At 50.9% G+C, this 16,587-nt stretch carries 17 protein-coding genes; 14 read left to right on the forward strand and 3 right to left on the reverse strand.

Annotated features, from left to right (window positions below; all coding sequences use genetic code 11):
• Positions 1-121: 121 nt before the first annotated feature.
• The 5 genes from GE278_07170 to cirA all read left to right on the forward strand — a co-directional run bounded on the left by GE278_07170 (position 122) and on the right by cirA (position 7,139).
• Entirely contained in the window at positions 122-1,609 is a 1,488-nt protein-coding gene (locus GE278_07170; GenBank protein QLK60552.1) for an amino acid permease, read from the forward strand.
• 233 nt (positions 1,610-1,842) lie between these two features.
• Entirely contained in the window at positions 1,843-3,006 is a 1,164-nt protein-coding gene (locus tag GE278_07175) for an ABC transporter substrate-binding protein (GenBank protein ID QLK60553.1), read from the forward strand.
• Positions 3,007-3,051: 45 nt separating this feature from the next.
• Positions 3,052-4,134: an iron chelate uptake ABC transporter family permease subunit gene (locus GE278_07180; protein ID QLK60554.1), complete on the forward strand. Its 1,083-nt coding sequence runs from the start codon at positions 3,052-3,054 to the stop codon at positions 4,132-4,134.
• Positions 4,134-4,970: an ATP-binding cassette domain-containing protein gene (locus GE278_07185; GenBank protein QLK60555.1), complete on the forward strand. Its 837-nt coding sequence runs from the start codon at positions 4,134-4,136 to the stop codon at positions 4,968-4,970. Before GE278_07180 ends, GE278_07185 begins: the two co-directional genes overlap by 1 nt.
• Positions 4,971-5,165: 195 nt before the next feature.
• Positions 5,166-7,139, forward strand: a complete 1,974-nt coding sequence (cirA, locus tag GE278_07190) for a catecholate siderophore receptor CirA (GenBank protein ID QLK60556.1) — start codon at positions 5,166-5,168, stop codon at positions 7,137-7,139.
• 89 nt (positions 7,140-7,228) lie between these two features.
• On the opposite strand, the gene GE278_07195 is transcribed toward cirA, so the two are convergent.
• Positions 7,229-8,158 carry a LysR family transcriptional regulator gene (locus tag GE278_07195; protein ID QLK60557.1) on the reverse strand — a complete coding sequence of 310 codons (930 nt, stop codon included), beginning with the start codon at positions 8,156-8,158 and terminating at the stop codon, positions 7,229-7,231.
• A 102-nt stretch (positions 8,159-8,260) separates the two neighbouring features.
• On the opposite strand from GE278_07195, the gene GE278_07200 reads away from it, so the two are divergent.
• Together GE278_07200 and GE278_07205 are read left to right on the forward strand one after the other, a co-directional pair.
• Positions 8,261-8,695 (forward strand): EamA-like transporter family protein, encoded by a 435-nt coding sequence (locus GE278_07200; protein ID QLK60558.1) that lies wholly within the window; start codon positions 8,261-8,263, stop codon positions 8,693-8,695.
• A gap of 3 nt (positions 8,696-8,698) precedes the next feature.
• A complete protein-coding gene (locus GE278_07205) occupies positions 8,699-9,151 on the forward strand; it encodes an EamA-like transporter family protein (GenBank protein QLK60559.1) in 453 nt (150 codons plus the stop codon).
• A gap of 17 nt (positions 9,152-9,168) precedes the next feature.
• On the opposite strand, the gene GE278_07210 is transcribed toward GE278_07205, so the two are convergent.
• Positions 9,169-9,627 carry an RES domain-containing protein gene (locus GE278_07210; GenBank protein ID QLK60560.1) on the reverse strand — a complete coding sequence of 153 codons (459 nt, stop codon included), beginning with the start codon at positions 9,625-9,627 and terminating at the stop codon, positions 9,169-9,171.
• The gene (locus GE278_07215) at positions 9,624-10,085 is read right to left on the reverse strand and encodes a DUF2384 domain-containing protein (protein ID QLK60561.1); all 462 of its coding nucleotides are present in this window, start codon (positions 10,083-10,085) and stop codon (positions 9,624-9,626) included. The genes GE278_07210 and GE278_07215 overlap by 4 nt, the downstream gene beginning before the upstream one ends.
• A gap of 349 nt (positions 10,086-10,434) precedes the next feature.
• Between GE278_07215 and GE278_07220 the strand changes: the two genes are divergently transcribed.
• The 7 genes from GE278_07220 (at position 10,435) to GE278_07250 (ending at position 16,549) form a co-directional block, all read left to right on the forward strand.
• A complete protein-coding gene (locus tag GE278_07220) occupies positions 10,435-11,322 on the forward strand; it encodes a nucleoside-specific channel-forming protein Tsx (protein ID QLK60562.1) in 888 nt (295 codons plus the stop codon).
• 185 nt (positions 11,323-11,507) lie between these two features.
• Positions 11,508-13,103: an ABC-F family ATPase gene (locus GE278_07225; GenBank protein ID QLK60563.1), complete on the forward strand. Its 1,596-nt coding sequence runs from the start codon at positions 11,508-11,510 to the stop codon at positions 13,101-13,103.
• Between the two features lie 252 nt (positions 13,104-13,355).
• The gene (gene hcp, locus GE278_07230) at positions 13,356-13,835 is read left to right on the forward strand and encodes a type VI secretion system tube protein Hcp (protein QLK60564.1); all 480 of its coding nucleotides are present in this window, start codon (positions 13,356-13,358) and stop codon (positions 13,833-13,835) included.
• Positions 13,836-13,885: 50 nt separating this feature from the next.
• Positions 13,886-14,740 (forward strand): hypothetical protein, encoded by an 855-nt coding sequence (locus tag GE278_07235; protein ID QLK63233.1) that lies wholly within the window; start codon positions 13,886-13,888, stop codon positions 14,738-14,740.
• A complete protein-coding gene (locus GE278_07240) occupies positions 14,741-15,196 on the forward strand; it encodes a DUF1240 domain-containing protein (GenBank protein QLK60565.1) in 456 nt (151 codons plus the stop codon).
• A complete protein-coding gene (locus tag GE278_07245) occupies positions 15,193-16,083 on the forward strand; it encodes a hypothetical protein (GenBank protein ID QLK60566.1) in 891 nt (296 codons plus the stop codon). Before GE278_07240 ends, GE278_07245 begins: the two co-directional genes overlap by 4 nt.
• Complete coding sequence (locus GE278_07250) at positions 16,073-16,549, forward strand: DUF1240 domain-containing protein (GenBank protein ID QLK60567.1); 477 nt, start codon at positions 16,073-16,075, stop codon at positions 16,547-16,549. Before GE278_07245 ends, GE278_07250 begins: the two co-directional genes overlap by 11 nt.
• The last annotated feature ends 38 nt before the right edge of the window (positions 16,550-16,587 follow it).

Raw genomic sequence — 16,587 nt, forward strand, 5'->3', positions numbered from 1 at the left:
CTAATGATCGGCGGCCAGTTATGAAGGTGTCTTATAACAGGTCGTTCCTGCTATTCAGAGCGGCAGGTTTTGCTACAATCCGCGCTTAAATTTTAGAATGACGAGCGGATATAGGGAAAACATGGCTCAACAACCTACAAAAAATACGCAGGTGGCACCCACACTGCGTCGCGAGCTGAAGGCACGTCACTTAACGATGATCGCCATTGGCGGCTCAATTGGTACAGGATTATTTGTCGCCTCAGGCGCGACGGTTTCTCAGGCAGGTCCGGGCGGCGCGCTGCTGTCTTATGCGCTGATCGGCATCATGGTTTACTTCCTGATGACCAGTCTGGGCGAGCTGGCCGCATTCATGCCGGTCTCCGGTTCGTTCTCTACCTACGGCTCCCGCTATGTAGAAGAAGGCTTCGGTTTCGCACTGGGCTGGAACTACTGGTACAACTGGGCGGTGACCATTGCGGTGGATCTCGTGGCCTCGCAGCTGGTGATGAACTACTGGTTCCCGGACACGCCGGGTTGGATCTGGAGCGCCTTGTTCCTTAGTCTGATCTTCCTGCTGAATTACATTTCCGTGCGCGGTTTCGGTGAAGCCGAATACTGGTTCTCCCTGATCAAAGTGGTCACCGTTATCATCTTTATCGCCGTCGGCGTGTTGATGATCACCGGTATCATGCGCGGTGGTGAAACGGCGGGCTGGCACAACTGGGCTATCGGCGATGCGCCGTTTGCCGGTGGGTTTGCCTCAATGATAGGCGTGGCGATGATCGTCGGGTTCTCCTTCCAGGGCACTGAACTGATTGGTGTCGCGGCGGGCGAATCTGAGAATCCGGCCAAGAATATTCCCCGCGCGGTGCGTCAGGTGTTCTGGCGTATCCTGCTGTTCTATATTCTGGCAATTCTGGTCATCAGCCTGATCATTCCTTATACCGATCCAAACCTGCTGCGCAACGAAGTCGGTGATATTTCCGTCAGCCCGTTCACGCTGGTCTTCCGTAACGCCGGTCTGCTGTCCGCCGCCGCGGTGATGAACGCCGTGATCCTGACCGCCGTGCTCTCCGCCGGTAACTCAGGCATGTACGCTTCTACCCGTATGCTCTTCACGCTGGCCAGCGAAGGCAAAGCGCCGCGCATGTTCGCCAAACTGTCGAAAGGCGGTGTGCCGCGTAACGCGCTTTATGCGACAACCGTCGTCGCCGCGCTGTGCTTCCTGAGCTCAACCTTCGGGAATCAGACCGTCTACCTGTGGCTGCTGAATACGTCAGGCATGACCGGCTTTATCGCCTGGCTCGGCATTGCCATCAGCCATTATCGTTTCCGTCGCGGTTATGTATCCCAGGGACGTGATTTGAAAGACCTGCCGTATCTGTCCGGTTTCTTCCCGTTCGGCCCGGTATTCGCCTTTGTGTTGTGTCTGATTATTACTCTCGGCCAGAACTATCAGGCGTTCCTGAAAGATACCATCGACTGGTACGGCGTCGCCGCGACCTACATCGGTCTGCCGCTGTTCCTGATTATCTGGTTCGGTTACAAGCTGACGAAAGGCACGAAAGTGGTGAAATACAGCGAAATGGAATTCCCAAAATACGTCGAGACCAAAAGTAACGACTAATAACGGGATTTGCGTTTTTTACGCGGTTATCAAGGCGGAGCTTCGGCTCCGCTTTTTTTGTCTTTCATATGCTTTTCTTCGCCCGCCAGCGTAATGCTTTGTTACCTCAGCCTTGTTTCCCCGCGCATCATCTCTCTGTACCCTTTATGGATCATGTAAACTGCATTGATAATCGTTATCATTTCTTTTATTGTTAGCGCCTCTTCAGGGAAACGTAAAGGAATCGGAAGAAGATGAATTATCAGCAGAATTTGGTCACCACCCGTCTTGCTGGTGGAATGTTTGCGCTGGCAATGGGCCTTATGAGTGTTAGCGCGCAGGCCGTCACGGTGACCGATATTGCCGGTCGAACCGTCACGGTGCCGGATGATGTGCAGCGTGTCGTGCTGGGAGAAGGGCGGTTGTTCTTCGCTGTTTCCCTGCTGGAAGGTCAGAAACCGTTCGACCGCATTGTCGGCTGGCAGGGGGATTTCAGGAAGCTGGATCCGCAAACCTACGCCACCTATCAGGCCAAATTCCCGCAGATCGACAAAATCCCGCTGATTGGCAACACCAGCGCCGACAGCATCAGCCCGGAGAAAGTGCTGACACTCGATCCGCAGCTGGCAATTTTTGGTTTGTCGGGGCACGGTCCGGGAAAAGAAAGCGCACTGGTCACGCAGCTACAGAAAGCCGGTGTGCCGGTTGTCTTTGTTGATTTCCGCACCTCACCGCTGAAAAATACCCTGCCGAGCATGGAATTGCTGGGCAAAGTTCTGAACCGCGAAAAGCAGGCGCAGGACTATATTGCGTTTTATAAAGCCAACATAAAACGCGTCACCGATGTGACCCAAAACATCCCCGGCCAGGACAAGCCGAAAGTGTTCATCGAACTGCGTGCGTCTACCGCCGATGAGTGCTGCCGTTCTGCCGGAAAGGGCAATATGGGTGATTTTATCGATCAGGCGGGCGGCGTGAATATCTCCAAACCGCTGCTGCCGGGGCCGCTGGGCCTGGTCAATCTTGAAAAAGTGATCGCCGCGCAGCCGGATGTGTATCTGATCAGCGGTGGCGGTAAACCGGCCAAAGCGGGTGTTCCGGCGCCGACCGGTCTGGTGCTTGGCGCGCAGACCACGCCGGAGCAGGCGCGCGCCAGCATGACGCCGCTGTTGCAGCGCAAAGGCATCAGCACGCTGAAAGCGGTGGAAGAAGGCCGCAGTTTTGGCATCTGGCACAATTATTACAATTCGCCGTATAACGTGCTGGCGGTTCAGGTGTTTGCCAAAGCGTTTTATCCGGAGAAGTTTGCGGACCTTGATCCGCAGCAAACGCAGAACCAGCTTTATAAACAGTTCCTCGCCGTGGAGCCGACGGGCACCTACTGGACGGATGCAGTTAAACCGGAAAGCGGGAAGTAAGTTATCCTGCTGTAAGTTTTTACGTTGATGAGATTGAAGCAAAACATGAGTGCAACCACCGAACCTGCGCTGACGGCGAAAGCCAATGCCGATAACAGCGTTATGGGGCAATACCAGAATATCGTACGCCGCCGTTTGTTCATCATGCTTGTCCTGGTGCTGGCGATTGTCGTCTCACTGGTGATTGATTTCGTGATGGGTCCTTCGGGGTTGTCACTCAGTACGCTGTGGAAAACCTTATTCGATGCCGCCGCCGCCGATCCGGGCACACGGGTAATCGTCTGGGATATCCGCCTGCCGTATGCGCTGATGGCGATTGCGGTGGGCATGTCTCTTGGCCTCGCCGGTGCCGAAATGCAGACCATCCTCAATAACCCGCTGGCCAGCCCGTTTACGCTCGGCGTCTCCTCTGCCGCAGCCTTCGGTGCGGCGCTGGCGATCGTGCTCGGCATCGGTATTCCGGGCGTGCCCGACCAATGGTTTATCTCCGCCAACGCCTTTATCTTTGCACTGCTCGCCGCACTGATGCTCGACGGCATCACCCGCTGGACGCGCGTCGCCAGCTCCGGCGTGGTGCTGTTCGGTATCGCGCTGGTCTTCACCTTTAACGCACTGGTTTCGCTGATGCAGTTCATCGCCACCGAAGACACTCTGCAAGGCTTAGTCTTCTGGACGATGGGCAGCCTGGCGCGCGCGTCGTGGGTGAAACTCGGCGTGATGATGTTCGCTTTCCTCATTCTTTTACCGTGGTCGATGATGAGCGCGTGGAAGCTGACGGCGTTACGTCTGGGTGAAGATCGCGCGGTCAGTTTTGGTATCGACGTGCGCCGTCTGCGCCTCGGTACGCTGCTGCGTATCAGTATTCTTTCCGCGCTGGCGGTAGCGTTCGTTGGCCCGATCGGCTTTATCGGTCTGGTCGCGCCGCACATTGCCCGCCTGATGTTCGGTGAAGATCACCGCTTCTACCTGCCGGCCAGTGCACTGATCGGCGCGCTGGTGTTGTCGATGGCTTCCGTTGCTTCGAAAAATCTGGTGCCCGGCGTCATTATTCCGGTCGGTATCGTCACCTCGCTGGTCGGCGTTCCGTTCTTCCTGAGTATTATTCTTCGTCACCGGGGGAATGTCTGATGTCTGCGATGCTGGAAACTTCTTCTCAGGTTCACCTGAACGCTGCCACTCAAGGGCTGCAAATCCGCGATTTCAACGCCGGTTACCCGAAGCGTCATGTGATCCGCAATCTCAACGTACCGATGTTGCCGCGAGGCAAAATTACCGTACTGCTGGGGCCGAACGGCAGCGGTAAATCCACGCTGTTGCGTTCGCTGGCGGGACTTAATCGGGCGGAAGGGCAACTGATGCTCGACGGCCACGACTTAATGCCGATGCCGTTTGCACGTCGGGCCGAGCAGGTGGTGTATCTGCCGCAAACCCTGCCAGCCGGAGTGCATCTTCACGTACTGGAGTCGATTATCGTCGCGCAGCGTGCCTCAGGCGGAAAAGGTAAAGTGGCGGAAGGCACCGATAAAGTGATGACGCTGCTGCGACAACTCGGCATCGAACATCTGGCGCTCAGTTATCTCGATCAGCTCTCCGGCGGGCAGAAACAACTGGTCGGTCTGGCACAGTCTTTAATCCGCCAGCCGTCTCTGTTATTGCTTGATGAACCGCTCAGTGCGCTGGATTTGAATTATCAGTTCCACGTGATGGATCTGGTGCGACAAGAAACGCAAAAACGCAATATCGTGACTGTGGTGGTGGTGCATGATATTAACATCGCGCTGCGTCATGGCGACCGGGTGCTGATGCTCAAAGACGGGCATCTGATCGCCGACGGCGAACCTGAGGCGGTGATCACCGCCGACAGTCTGGCACGTGTTTACGGCGTGCGCGGACGAATTGAACGCTGCTCGCAGGGAACGCCGCAAATCCTCATCGACGGACTGGTAGGCGACCCTTCGATCTAAACCGTCGTCAGAAAAAGTATTAAAAAACGGACGCAGCCAAAGTAGCAGCGTCCGCCTTTCATATTGTGAGCCTGAAACTAAAAACAAAATCCTGATCATCCGGGCGATTTCGTTCGCACTTTTTTTACCGGATTGACGGAAATGCATTGCAACGTCCCGCACTGACGGGGTTGTTTTATCTCATGGAGAGAAGAAATGGTTAAGGTTAAATTCACACCGGCAATCAAAGCCGGGTTAGTCGCACAGCTGTTTGCCGCCGCGTTTCCTGTGATGGCTGAAGACACAACCGAAGTAAAAGAAAAAGAAGATCAGATGGTGGTAACCGCCTCCGCCGTCGAACAAAACCTCAAAGACGCACCAGCGAGTATCAGCGTGATCACCCGCGAAGATCTGCAAAAGAAGCCGGTGCAAAATCTCAAAGACGTCCTCAAAGATGTGCCGGGCGTGCAGATCACCAACGAAAGTGACAACCGGCAGGGCGTCAGTATCCGTGGTCTGGGCAGCAGCTATACCCTGATTCTGGTGGATGGCAAGCGAGTGAATTCCCGCAATGCCGTTTTCCGTCATAACGATTTCGATTTAAGCTGGATCCCTGCTGAATCCATCGAGCGTATCGAAGTGGTGCGCGGGCCGATGTCTTCGCTGTACGGCTCCGACGCACTGGGCGGCGTGGTCAACATCATTACCCGTAAAGTCGGCAAAGCCTGGCACGGAACGGTGAGTGCCGATACCACCGTGCAGGAACACCGCGATCGCGGCGACGCGGGCAACGGCAACGTTTTCGCCAGCGGCCCGCTGATTGACGATCTGTTAGGCGTGAAAGTCTATGGCGCGCTGGGCAAACGTGAGAAAGATCAGGCCAGCTCCTCAAGCGGCAGCACCGGCCAGCCGCGCATTGAGGGTTATACGTCGCGCAATGCCAATGTCGAATTTTCGCTAACGCCGGATAAAGATCAGGACATCACCTTTGGTTACGGTATGGACCGGCAGGACAGGGACTCCGATACGCTGGATAAAAACCGCATTGAGCGCGAGAACTACTCGCTCGGGCACAATGGTCGCTGGGGCTTAGCCAATACCGAACTGCGTTTCTACGGTGAAAATATCGAAAACAAAAACGCTGAAACGATCACTTCAAAAAATAACTCCCTCGACGGCAAAGTTGTGATCCCGCTGGGTGAATACAACCAGTTGCTGACGTTCGGCGGTGAATACCGTAACGATAAGCTGGAAGACGGCGTGAACATGAAAAATGGTGGCAGCACGCAGGCCAATCAGTACGCGCTGTTCCTCGAAGACGAATGGCGGATTTTCGAAAGTCTGGCGCTGACCGGCGGCGTGCGTATGGATGACCACGAAAATTACGGCGTCAACTGGAGCCCGCGTGCGTATCTGGTTTACAACGCCACTGACACTGTCACGCTCAAAGGCGGCTGGGCATCGGCCTTCAAAGCGCCGTCGCTGTTACAGCTCAGCCCTGACTGGCAAAGCGCCTCCTGCCGTGGCAGCTGTAACGTGGTCGGCAGTAAAGATTTGAAAGCAGAAACCAGCGAAAGCATCGAATTCGGTATGTACTACGCCGGTGAAGAAGGACTGCTGGAAGACGTGACCGCCAGCGCGACGGTATTTCAGAATGACATCGATGACATGATAACTGTTATCCGCACCGCAAATAAAAATCTGGCACCGACCTACCAGAACTTCGTCGGCTTCGATGCCAGCGGCAATCCGATCTTCAAATATTACAACGTGAACAAAGCGCGAATTCGCGGTCTGGAAACGGAAGTCAGCCTGCCGGTGGCTGAGGCATGGAACCTCAAGCTGAACTACACCTACAACGACGCCCGCGATCTCAGTAACGGAGGCAACAAACCGTTATCCGATTTGCCGTTCCACACGACCAACGCCACGCTTGACTGGAAACCGTGGGACGCCTGGAGCTTCTACCTTTCTGCCAACTACAAAGGCAAAAGCCGCACGGTGACCGACGGCAACCCGACGCCGGGCGGATACACAGTCTGGAACACTGGCGGGTCATATCAGGTTAATAAGGCAGTGAAGATTCGGGCCGGGGTGTTGAACCTGGGGGATAAAGATTTGAACCGGGATGACTATAGTTATAACGAAGATGGACGGAGATATTTCGCCGCTGTCGATTATAGTTTCTAATTTGCAGGAAGCCGCTGCACTGGCGGCTCTTCGCAGGCCGCCAGAAACTTACTCAAACTATTTTTTAAAAGTCACTCGGTGCAACCGAATCACTCCCAGTACGCCGGTGCGCCAAATTTCTCCACCAGAAAATCAATCACCGCCCGCACCTTAATCGATGCTCTGCGGGCATTCGGATATAACGCGGCGATCGTCTGCGGCTCCGGAGACGTCGACACCTGATATTCTTTCATTACGCTCACCAGCCTTCCGTTGCGCAGGGCATCGCCAATAAGCCATGTGGGAAACACCACCAGCCCCATGCCGTCGATAGCCGCCTGCGTCAGCGTTTCTGCATTATTACTGGTGAGCACGCCGCGCAGGCTGTAAGAGTGCCATTCCTGCTCCGGTTCACGAAAGTACCAGCGCTGAGAACCTGCGAACCCTTTGAAAACCAGACAGCTATGTGACGTTAAATCATCGGGCGTTTCTGGCATACCTCTGCGTGCGAGATAGGCCGGGCTGGCGGCGAGACGGAAGTTCTGTTGCCCGAGGGTGCGTGCCTGCATCGTTGAATCGGCCATCACCCCGATGCGGATCAGTAAATCCACGCTGTCCTGCAAGGGGTCAATGAAATCATCCGTTTGCATCAGCTCGACATTCAGCCGGGGATAGCGGGCGCTCAGTTCATGCAACCAGGGGGCGATATGCCGCTGGCCGAAAACGACCGGCGCATTGATCCGCACCAGCCCGCCCGGTTCGCTGTCCTGCTCCTGCAAATCCAGCGCCGCCAGATCCAGCTGCGCCAGCACCTGACGGGCGTGATCGGCGAGCAGTTTGCCGGATTCTGTCGGGCTGACAGCCCGCGTATTGCGATAAAGCAGCTGCGTTTGCAGCGCCTGTTCCAGCTGTGAAATAACGCGGGATACTGTTGACGGGGACATGGCTTCGCGGCGCGCGACTTCAGAGAAATTCCCCTGGTCCAGTACGGCGACAAACAGGCGCAAGGACTGGATGTTGATCTGATTAAAGGTTTTCATCTGTGCAATATCCGCAAAGGTATTTTCCTTATTGTGCTGTTTTTCGCAAAGAAGTGCCACGCTATAGTCGCCGCTTCTTAAAATAGAGTGAGCAAGCTAATAATGAATCTGATGTTAATTCCGCTGGTCATTCTGGCGGGGATGGGGCTTTCGCTGGAAGCCGGACTGATCGGGCCGTTAGGGACCGAAGTGGGGCACCTGTGGGCCACACTGAGCATATTTGGCGTCGGCGCAGTGCTGACCGGTCTGCTGGTGCTTTTTTTCAGCCCGCGTAATGCGCCGTCGTTCACGCAACAGCCCGGCTGGCAGCTGCTGGGTGGCGTGCTCGGGCCGGTGTATGTGGTCGTACTGACGCTGGCGACGCCGGTAATTGGCATCGGTATGACGATGATCGCGATTTTGTCAGGGCAGGTGGCGAAAAGCGTTTTGATCGACCATTACGGCTGGTTTGGCACGCCTCATAAGAAAGTTGGCGGCGAGCGTTTACTGGCTCTGCTGTTTATCGTTGCAGCCCTTGTTTTGATTGCCTGGAGTTAACGGATGTCTGAACTGATTATGATTATTCTGGCGATCGTCGCGGGCGCGGCGCTGAGTATGCAGGCGGCGGTGAACGGCCAGCTTGGGGAAAAAGTAGGCGTACTTAAAAGTGCCTTTCTGACCTTCAGCGTGGGCGCGGCGATTACCGCTGTGCTGATCCTGTTTCTGCAAACGCCACAACAGGCGACGTTGCTCACCGTACCAAAATGGCAGCTGGCCGGGGCATTATTCGGTGTGCCTTACATCATCATTATGGTGACTGCTGTGCCACGTGTCGGAACTGCAGTGGCGACGGTGGCCGTGATTCTGGGGCAGCTGGCGATGGGAATGCTAATCGACAATTTCGGCTGGCTTGATAACCCGCAGATTCCGCTATCGTGGCATCGTCTGGCGGCGATCCCATGTCTTATCATCGCGCTGATGCTCATATACCGCAGCAACAGGAAAACAGAGTAATCGCTCACGCCCCGCGTTTATTGCAGACGCGGGTCAAATATCATCGGCTCGCGTTCTACCGAGGCCAGTAAATCCCCAAATGCCGGATGCTGCGGATTGAGCAAAACGTTGTACTCCGATGGCACGATAACCGAGGGCACTTTCAGCCCGACATAGTCACCTTCCACCAGCCAGACTTCTCCCTGACGCTGTGTACTGTCCGGCAAAGAAGGGTGGCGCCAGTCTGACGCCAGTTCTGAGACGTCCAGTGTGTCGAGCAAAACGTCCGGGACCTCAATGCTGAGCAACGTGTAGGATTGCATCAGCATACTGGAGTGTATGTGCACCAGCATTTCCAGAATCGCCAGCGACTGGCTACCGGCGAGATAAACCACTGGTCTGCCGGGCGGATTCCATCGGCCGCCGTAAATTTGAGCGCCGGTGCCAGACCACGCGGTGCCCAGATGTTTAGTCTTGGTTATACGGAACAGCTTCAACTAAATACCCCGTATTCGAGGCGCCCGATCAGCCGGTTAACTTCCACAGCTCCTGCTTCTGACGAAAGCAGTTCCAGCGGGCGGGAACCGGCCAGCGCCGGAGCAGGGCGGGTGATCCATTCCAGCGCCGCCATGCGGTCGCCTTCAAACAAATCAGTGGCTGCATCAATGGTGCGTACCAGACGTGCGACCCGTTCACTCTCATCGCTTTTCAGTAAACCATTACCTGCTTTACGCCGCGCAAAATTACGCTCGTTAATGCCCATGACTTCCAGTAATACCATCTTCGGCCATCCCAGCTCATCGTTAAGACGGCTGATACTATCAACCGGAAATCCCTTTTGTATGGCATTTATCAAACTGATTCCGCTGCTTGCGGGGAGCCCCGCAGATTGCCAAAGCGGCGTTGCAGATTGTTGCAAAGGGCTGGAAGACAGCCCGAAAAATTTCGTATTCATAATATGTGCCTCCGCACCGTTAATTGTCATTATTATAGCATGACAAATAACGATTGGTGTTTTTTCGCGCAGACGTTTTTTTCCTCTCTGAACGGTGAATTAATTCGTTCTGAAACATATCTGTGATCAATGTCACAACGGGGATGTATCAGGATGAAACACAAATTGACAAACCTTGACCAAATCTATTTATTAGCTAAGAAAAGTTAACTCTTGTAGGAAGTAACTGGTAATTGCATGTTATTTGAACTATGTGCAGCAATCGGTTGCGGATCACAGTTTTAGGGTTTGATATATGCAACGTCTGAAAGTGGCAAGGCGTTGTTCCTCCCCCGCTTCTGGTAAAAATATGAAAAATAAAATTATTGCAGCAGGCGCTTTGATGGCTTTGTCCTACAGCGCGACCGTGCTCGCTGATGATAGCAAGGGCGAATTTGTTTCCGACTGGTGGCACCAGAGTGTAAACGTTGTAGGTAGCGCCGATACCCGTTTCGGACCAACGATTCGTAACGACGTTTATCTTGAATATGAAGCGTTTGCGCACAAAGACTGGTTTGATTTCTACGGCTACATCGATATCCCTAAATCCTTTGGTGCAGGTAACGGCAATGATACCGGTATCTGGGATAAAAACGGTTCTCCGATGTTTATGGAGATCGAACCTCGCTTCTCCATTGATAAGCTGACCGGCACTGATCTGAGCTTTGGTCCGTTCAAAGAATGGTACTTCGCCAACAACTATATCTACGATATGGGGCCGGACAGCGATAACCGTCAGAACACCTGGTACATGGGTCTGGGTACCGATATCGATACCCATCTCCCAATGAGCCTGTCTCTGAACGTGTATGCGAAATATCAGTGGGAAAACTACAGCGCGGCTAACGAAAACAGCTGGGACGGTTACCGTTTCAAAGTGAAATATTTCGTTCCGTTGACTGAAATGTGGGGCGGTAATCTGAGCTACATCGGGTTCACCAACTTTGACTGGGGCTCTTCACTGGGCGATGACGATTTCCGTGACCTGAACGGCAGGAAAGCCCGTTCTAACAACTCTATCGCCTCCAGCCATATCCTGGCGCTGAACTACACACACTGGCACTACTCGTTCGTGGCACGTTACTTCCACAACGGCGGCCAATGGGCTGACGGCGCTGAGCTGAACTTTGGTAACGGTAATTTCGAAGTGAAATCCACCGGCTGGGGTTACTACGGCGTGATCGGTTACAGCTTCTGATATCCGACGTTGTATTGGAAAACCCGGCTTTGGCCGGGTTTTTGCGTTTATCATCCTGATATTTTCCCGCGCATGACGAATTTTTTTACTATCGAGTGAAATTTGTACACAACGAGAGGCGATCCCGACGCGTCGTTGTGGCATAATGCGCGCCAAATCACATTTCCCAATTAAGAGCGAGCGTTGTGCTAAGTACTTACAACATCACCATGCAATTCGGCAGCAAGCCGTTATTTGAAAACATTAACGTGAAATTTGGCGGCGGTAACCGTTATGGCCTGATTGGCGCGAACGGTTGTGGCAAATCCACTTTCATGAAGATCCTCGGTGGCGACTTAGTGCCTTCAGCGGGTAACGTCGTCCTCGACCCGAACGAGCGTCTGGGTAAATTACGTCAGGATCAGTTCGCCTTCGAAGAGTTCACCGTGCTGGACACCGTGATCATGGGCCACAACGAACTGTGGGCCGTGAAAGAAGAGCGCGACCGCATTTACGCGATGGCGGAAATGAGCGAAGCCGACGGCTATAAAGTGGCCGATCTGGAAGTCGAATATGGCGAGATGGACGGCTATAGCGCTGAATCCCGCGCGGGTGAGTTGCTGCTCGGCGTCGGCATTCCGGTAGAACAACATTACGGCCTGATGAGCGAAATCGCGCCGGGCTTTAAACTGCGCGTATTGCTGGCGCAGGCGCTGTTCTCTGACCCGGAAATTCTGCTGCTCGACGAACCAACGAACAACCTGGACATCGATACTATTCGCTGGCTGGAGCAGGTGCTGAACGAACGTAACAGCACCATGATCATTATTTCGCATGACCGTCACTTCCTGAACATGGTTTGTACGCACATGGCGGATCTGGATTACGGCGAACTGCGCGTGTATCCGGGTAACTATGACGAATACATGACTGCGGCAACGCAGGCACGTGAACTTCTGAGCGCCAACAACGCCAAGAAGAAAGCGCAGATTGCTGAACTGCAATCTTTCGTGAGTCGCTTCAGCGCCAACGCCTCCAAATCTAAACAGGCGACATCCCGTGCCCGTCAGATTGATAAAATTCAGCTCGACGAAATCAAAGCGTCCAGCCGTCAGAACCCTTACATGCGTTTCGAACAGGACAAGAAATTGTTCCGTAATGCACTGGAAGTGGAAAAAATCACCAAAGGTTTCGACAATGGTCCGCTGTTCAAAAACCTTGGCCTGATGCTGGAAGTTGGCGAGAAAGTCGCGATTCTGGGCGCGAACGGTATCGGTAAATCGACCCTGCTGAAAACGCTGGTCGGTGAGCATGAGCCGGAAACCGGTTCAGTGAAATGGTCCGAAAACGCTAAAATCGGTTACTACGCGCAGGATCACGAATATGAATTCGATGATTCTATGAACGTATTCGACTGGATGAGCCAGTGGAAATCCGAGAAAGATGACGAACAGGCCGTACGCGGTGTGCTTGGCCGTCTGCTGTTCGGTCAGGACGATATCAAGAAGAAAGTGAAAGTGCTTTCCGGTGGTGAGAAAGGTCGTATGTTATTCGGGAAACTGATGATGCAGCGTCCAAATATCCTAATCATGGATGAACCAACTAACCACCTTGATATGGAATCCATCGAATCACTGAACATGGCGTTGGAAATGTACGAAGGTACGCTGATCTTCGTTTCCCACGACCGTGAATTCGTGAGCTCACTGGCGACCCGTATTCTGGAAATGACGCCGACCCGCGTCATTGATTTCTCGGGTAACTACGAAGATTACTTACGTAGTCAGGGTATCAATAGTTAATTATTGATTCCGGTAAAAGGGCCGCAACGGTTAACGTTGCGGCCTTTTTTTATGTCTCAGAAATAATATCTTAAAATTTAGTATATATATTTTATTTTATATTGATGATGTGAATAGCTTTAATGATATAGCCGGATTATAAAATAATAGAGCTTGTATTTAAGAAAATGCAGGAACAAAATTACGTCGAAAAAACATTTCAGAAATCATTCCATATCTATTATTTGTTCGTATGATTTATAAGGAACTAATATGGCAAACTTAACCTATCTCACCTTAAACGGACAAACACAGGGGCTGATCTCTGGTGGATGTTCTTCAATGGATTCAATTGGTAATAAAGCGCAAATAGGGCATATCAACCAGATCATGGTCTATAGCATGAAACACACTTTATCCCGTGCGCAGAACGTTAATCATCATGTTGTCACCATCCTTAAGCCAATAGATAAATCCACTCCATTGCTGGGAAAAGCCATTTCCGATAATGAAATAATGACCTGTGATTTGGAACTACACCGTATTAACAAAACCGGTATGGGCGAGTGTTATTTCAAAGTGAAACTAACCGGTGCCCGTGTGACGAATATTGATTTTATCGTGCCGCACAGCATTCTCGAGAGCGGAGCCGAAGCACAGGAAAGAGTGAGCTTCAGTTATGAAACGATCACCTGGGAACACTGTATTGCGGGCACCAGCGCGTACAGTTTGTGGAATGAACGCGTTTACTGATCAGGGATGAAAAAATGACAGAGCTCAGAGGTGCGGATTACTGGCGGGGGATGAATGAAGGCCAGCGTTTATTACGCGGAGAAAGCAGTTTCAGTTCTTTCCCAAGCATGAATCCAGTGCAACGGGATATGGCTTTCGCAAATGGCACTTTCATTACCGAAAACCGTTACATTATGTTGCTTACGCTGGAAGAGGCACAGCAAGTCACCGATGAATTACTCGGGTATGTAGATGAGTTTTTTTCCTACAAACTGGCGCCCGGTAACATCAAAGATATTCTTGAGGGCAGCAGCAGTATCTGCAAACTGATGACATTCGAGAATTCCGCAGGGGATATCGCATTCCGTTTTAAATCACTGGGTATCAGAGCGATTGAATACACCTTTAAGGGTAAGACTTACATAAAAATAACCGGCTATGCTGGTATGCGTCGCATTCTGACGGGCACCCGATACGCTGTAGATCATCCCCAAATGCTGGAAATGGGCATCGGGATCCGTGGGCTGGGGAGTGCGCTGATTAAAGGCACTAAATTCTGTATTTTTGCCTCACTGGGGTGGCGGGCGATCGAACTGATTTTTAAATCCGACTATGACCTGGTTGATTTGCTTGGCGATATTACGATGGATGCAGCCAAGGCGGTGGTAGCCAGTGTAGTTATCGGTGTTATTGCAGGAGGGGTATTGACTTTAATCAGTGCGCCAATTGTGCTTACTGCAATTATAATTATAGCAGTAGGGATCGGGTTGAATTACAGCCTGAATGAGTTAGATGATCATTTTGGCCTTTCTGTAACTTTAAAACAACAACTTAGAAACGCAATTAATGAATACAAAAAAATAAATGAGTGGAACTTTAGGCACTCAGGCGTACTTTTCAATTATACATTAGGGAATGGATATTAAATGAATAAAGAATACATACGACAATGGCTTGTATTTAAAGGTGGTGTTATTTTATTAATGGCTTTCTCTTTGGGTTACATTCATGTGGTTTTCTTTTATATGGAAATGGTGAATGTTAAATCATTAATTATTCAGGGAGATATAATAGAATTTAGTGGTAAAATTATAATTTGCATGGGTGGAATTCCAGCATTTGTATGGACATTTTTTTGTTCATTAAAAATGCTCTTTAAGAAAGGCATCCAGCCCTTTAAGAAATACACTGCGATCGGTTATATCTGGATGATCATAAGTGTAGTGTCTTTTTTGTTAGGGTTTATCGCCGCTTTCGTCATCCCCATTATCCTGATGGCCTCACCTTATACCTCATGTAATATAGGAAAATATAGCAGTTACTATGTAATCAATCCGGAGCTGTGTAAAACCATTGTTCCTGACCAATGGATGAAAAAATGACAGAGCTCAGAGGTGCGGATTACTGGCGGCGGATGAATGAAGGCCAGCGTTTATTACGCGGAGAAAGCAGTTTCAGTTCTTTCCCAAGCATGAATCCAGTGCAACGGGATATGGCTTTCGCAAATGGCACTTTCATTACCGAAAACCGTTACATTATGTTGCTTACGCTGGAAGAGGCACAGCAAGTCACCGATGAATTACTCGGGTATGTAGATGAGTTTTTTTCCTACAAACTGGCGCCCGGTAACATCAAAGATATTCTTGAGGGCAGCAGCAGTATCTGCAAACTGATGACATTCGAGAATACCGCAGGGGATATCGCATTCCGTTTTAAATCACTGGGTATCAGAGCGATTGAATACACCTTTAAGGGTAAGACTTACATAAAAATAACCGGCTATGCTGGTATGCGTCGCATTCTGGAAGGTACCCGATACGCTGTAGATCATCCGCAAATGCTGGAAATGGGCATCGGGATCCGCGGGCTGGGGAGTGCGCTGATTAAAGGCACTAAATTCTGTATTTTTGCCTCACTGGCGTGGCGCGTCATCGAATTGATTTTTAAATCCGACTATGACCTGGTCGATTTCCTTGGCGATATTACGATGGATACAGCCAAGGCTGTGGTGGCCAGTGTAGTTATCGGGGTTATTGCAGGAGGGGTATTGACTGTATTCAGTTTACCAATAGTTGTTACCGCGATCATAGTGATAGGGTTAGGTGTTGTGCTAAATGCGGGTCTGAACGCATTGGATGACCATTTAGGATTATCAGTTAGTCTTAAAGAAAAAATGCGCACAGCGTTGACAGAATACCAAAAAATAAATGAATGGAATTTTCGGAATGGAAATTTACTTTTTAATAGTCTTTTAGGAAATGGGTATTAAAATGGAGAAAAGTAATATTAAAAAATGGATTTTATTTAAAGGGGCATCGTTCTTATCGATAGCAGTATCCTTGGGGTATATTTATTCAGTTGCACTTCTTATGATTGTTTTCAATACAAAATCATTAGTCATGCAAGGTGATATTATTGAATACAGTGGTAAGATCATTATTTGCATTGGTGGTATCCCTATTTTTATATGGTTGTTTTTTTTCTCATTAAAAATGTTATTTAAAAGAGGCATCGAACCATTTAAAAAATATACTGCAATAGGTTATATTTGGATGGTGGTTAGTGTAGGGTTTTTTATTTTAAGTTTTGTTGCATCTTTCATCATTCCCTTTATCTTAATGGCCTCACCTTATACCTCATGTAATATAGGAAAATATAGCAGTTACTATGTGATTAAGCCGGAACTGTGCAAAACTATAACACCGGAATACTGGCAGTCGTATGATGACAAATAACCTCAGTGTTCAACGGGCGGAGATAATCCGCCCGTTTT

The sequence above is a fragment of the Enterobacteriaceae bacterium Kacie_13 genome (assembly GCA_013457415.1).
GTDB lineage: Bacteria > Pseudomonadota > Gammaproteobacteria > Enterobacterales > Enterobacteriaceae > Rahnella.

Bases quoted from the DNA above. Each gene is read 5' to 3' on its own strand.
- GE278_07205 (QLK60559.1), top strand. From the start codon at position 8,699: ATGTCTGAACTGATTATGATTATTCTGGCGATCGTCGCGGGCGCGGCG.
- GE278_07240 (QLK60565.1), top strand. From the start codon at position 14,741: ATGAATAAAGAATACATACGACAATGGCTTGTATTTAAAGGTGGTGTT.
- GE278_07250 (QLK60567.1), top strand. From the start codon at position 16,073: ATGGGTATTAAAATGGAGAAAAGTAATATTAAAAAATGGATTTTATTT.
- GE278_07195 (QLK60557.1), bottom strand. From the start codon at position 8,158: ATGAAAACCTTTAATCAGATCAACATCCAGTCCTTGCGCCTGTTTGTC.
- GE278_07200 (QLK60558.1), top strand. From the start codon at position 8,261: ATGAATCTGATGTTAATTCCGCTGGTCATTCTGGCGGGGATGGGGCTT.
- GE278_07170 (QLK60552.1), top strand. From the start codon at position 122: ATGGCTCAACAACCTACAAAAAATACGCAGGTGGCACCCACACTGCGT.
- GE278_07245 (QLK60566.1), top strand. From the start codon at position 15,193: ATGACAGAGCTCAGAGGTGCGGATTACTGGCGGCGGATGAATGAAGGC.
- GE278_07185 (QLK60555.1), top strand. From the start codon at position 4,134: ATGTCTGCGATGCTGGAAACTTCTTCTCAGGTTCACCTGAACGCTGCC.
- GE278_07220 (QLK60562.1), top strand. From the start codon at position 10,435: ATGAAAAATAAAATTATTGCAGCAGGCGCTTTGATGGCTTTGTCCTAC.
- GE278_07180 (QLK60554.1), top strand. From the start codon at position 3,052: ATGAGTGCAACCACCGAACCTGCGCTGACGGCGAAAGCCAATGCCGAT.
- hcp (QLK60564.1), top strand. From the start codon at position 13,356: ATGGCAAACTTAACCTATCTCACCTTAAACGGACAAACACAGGGGCTG.
- cirA (QLK60556.1), top strand. From the start codon at position 5,166: ATGGTTAAGGTTAAATTCACACCGGCAATCAAAGCCGGGTTAGTCGCA.
- GE278_07215 (QLK60561.1), bottom strand. From the start codon at position 10,085: ATGAATACGAAATTTTTCGGGCTGTCTTCCAGCCCTTTGCAACAATCT.
- GE278_07235 (QLK63233.1), top strand. From the start codon at position 13,886: ATGAATGAAGGCCAGCGTTTATTACGCGGAGAAAGCAGTTTCAGTTCT.
- GE278_07175 (QLK60553.1), top strand. From the start codon at position 1,843: ATGAATTATCAGCAGAATTTGGTCACCACCCGTCTTGCTGGTGGAATG.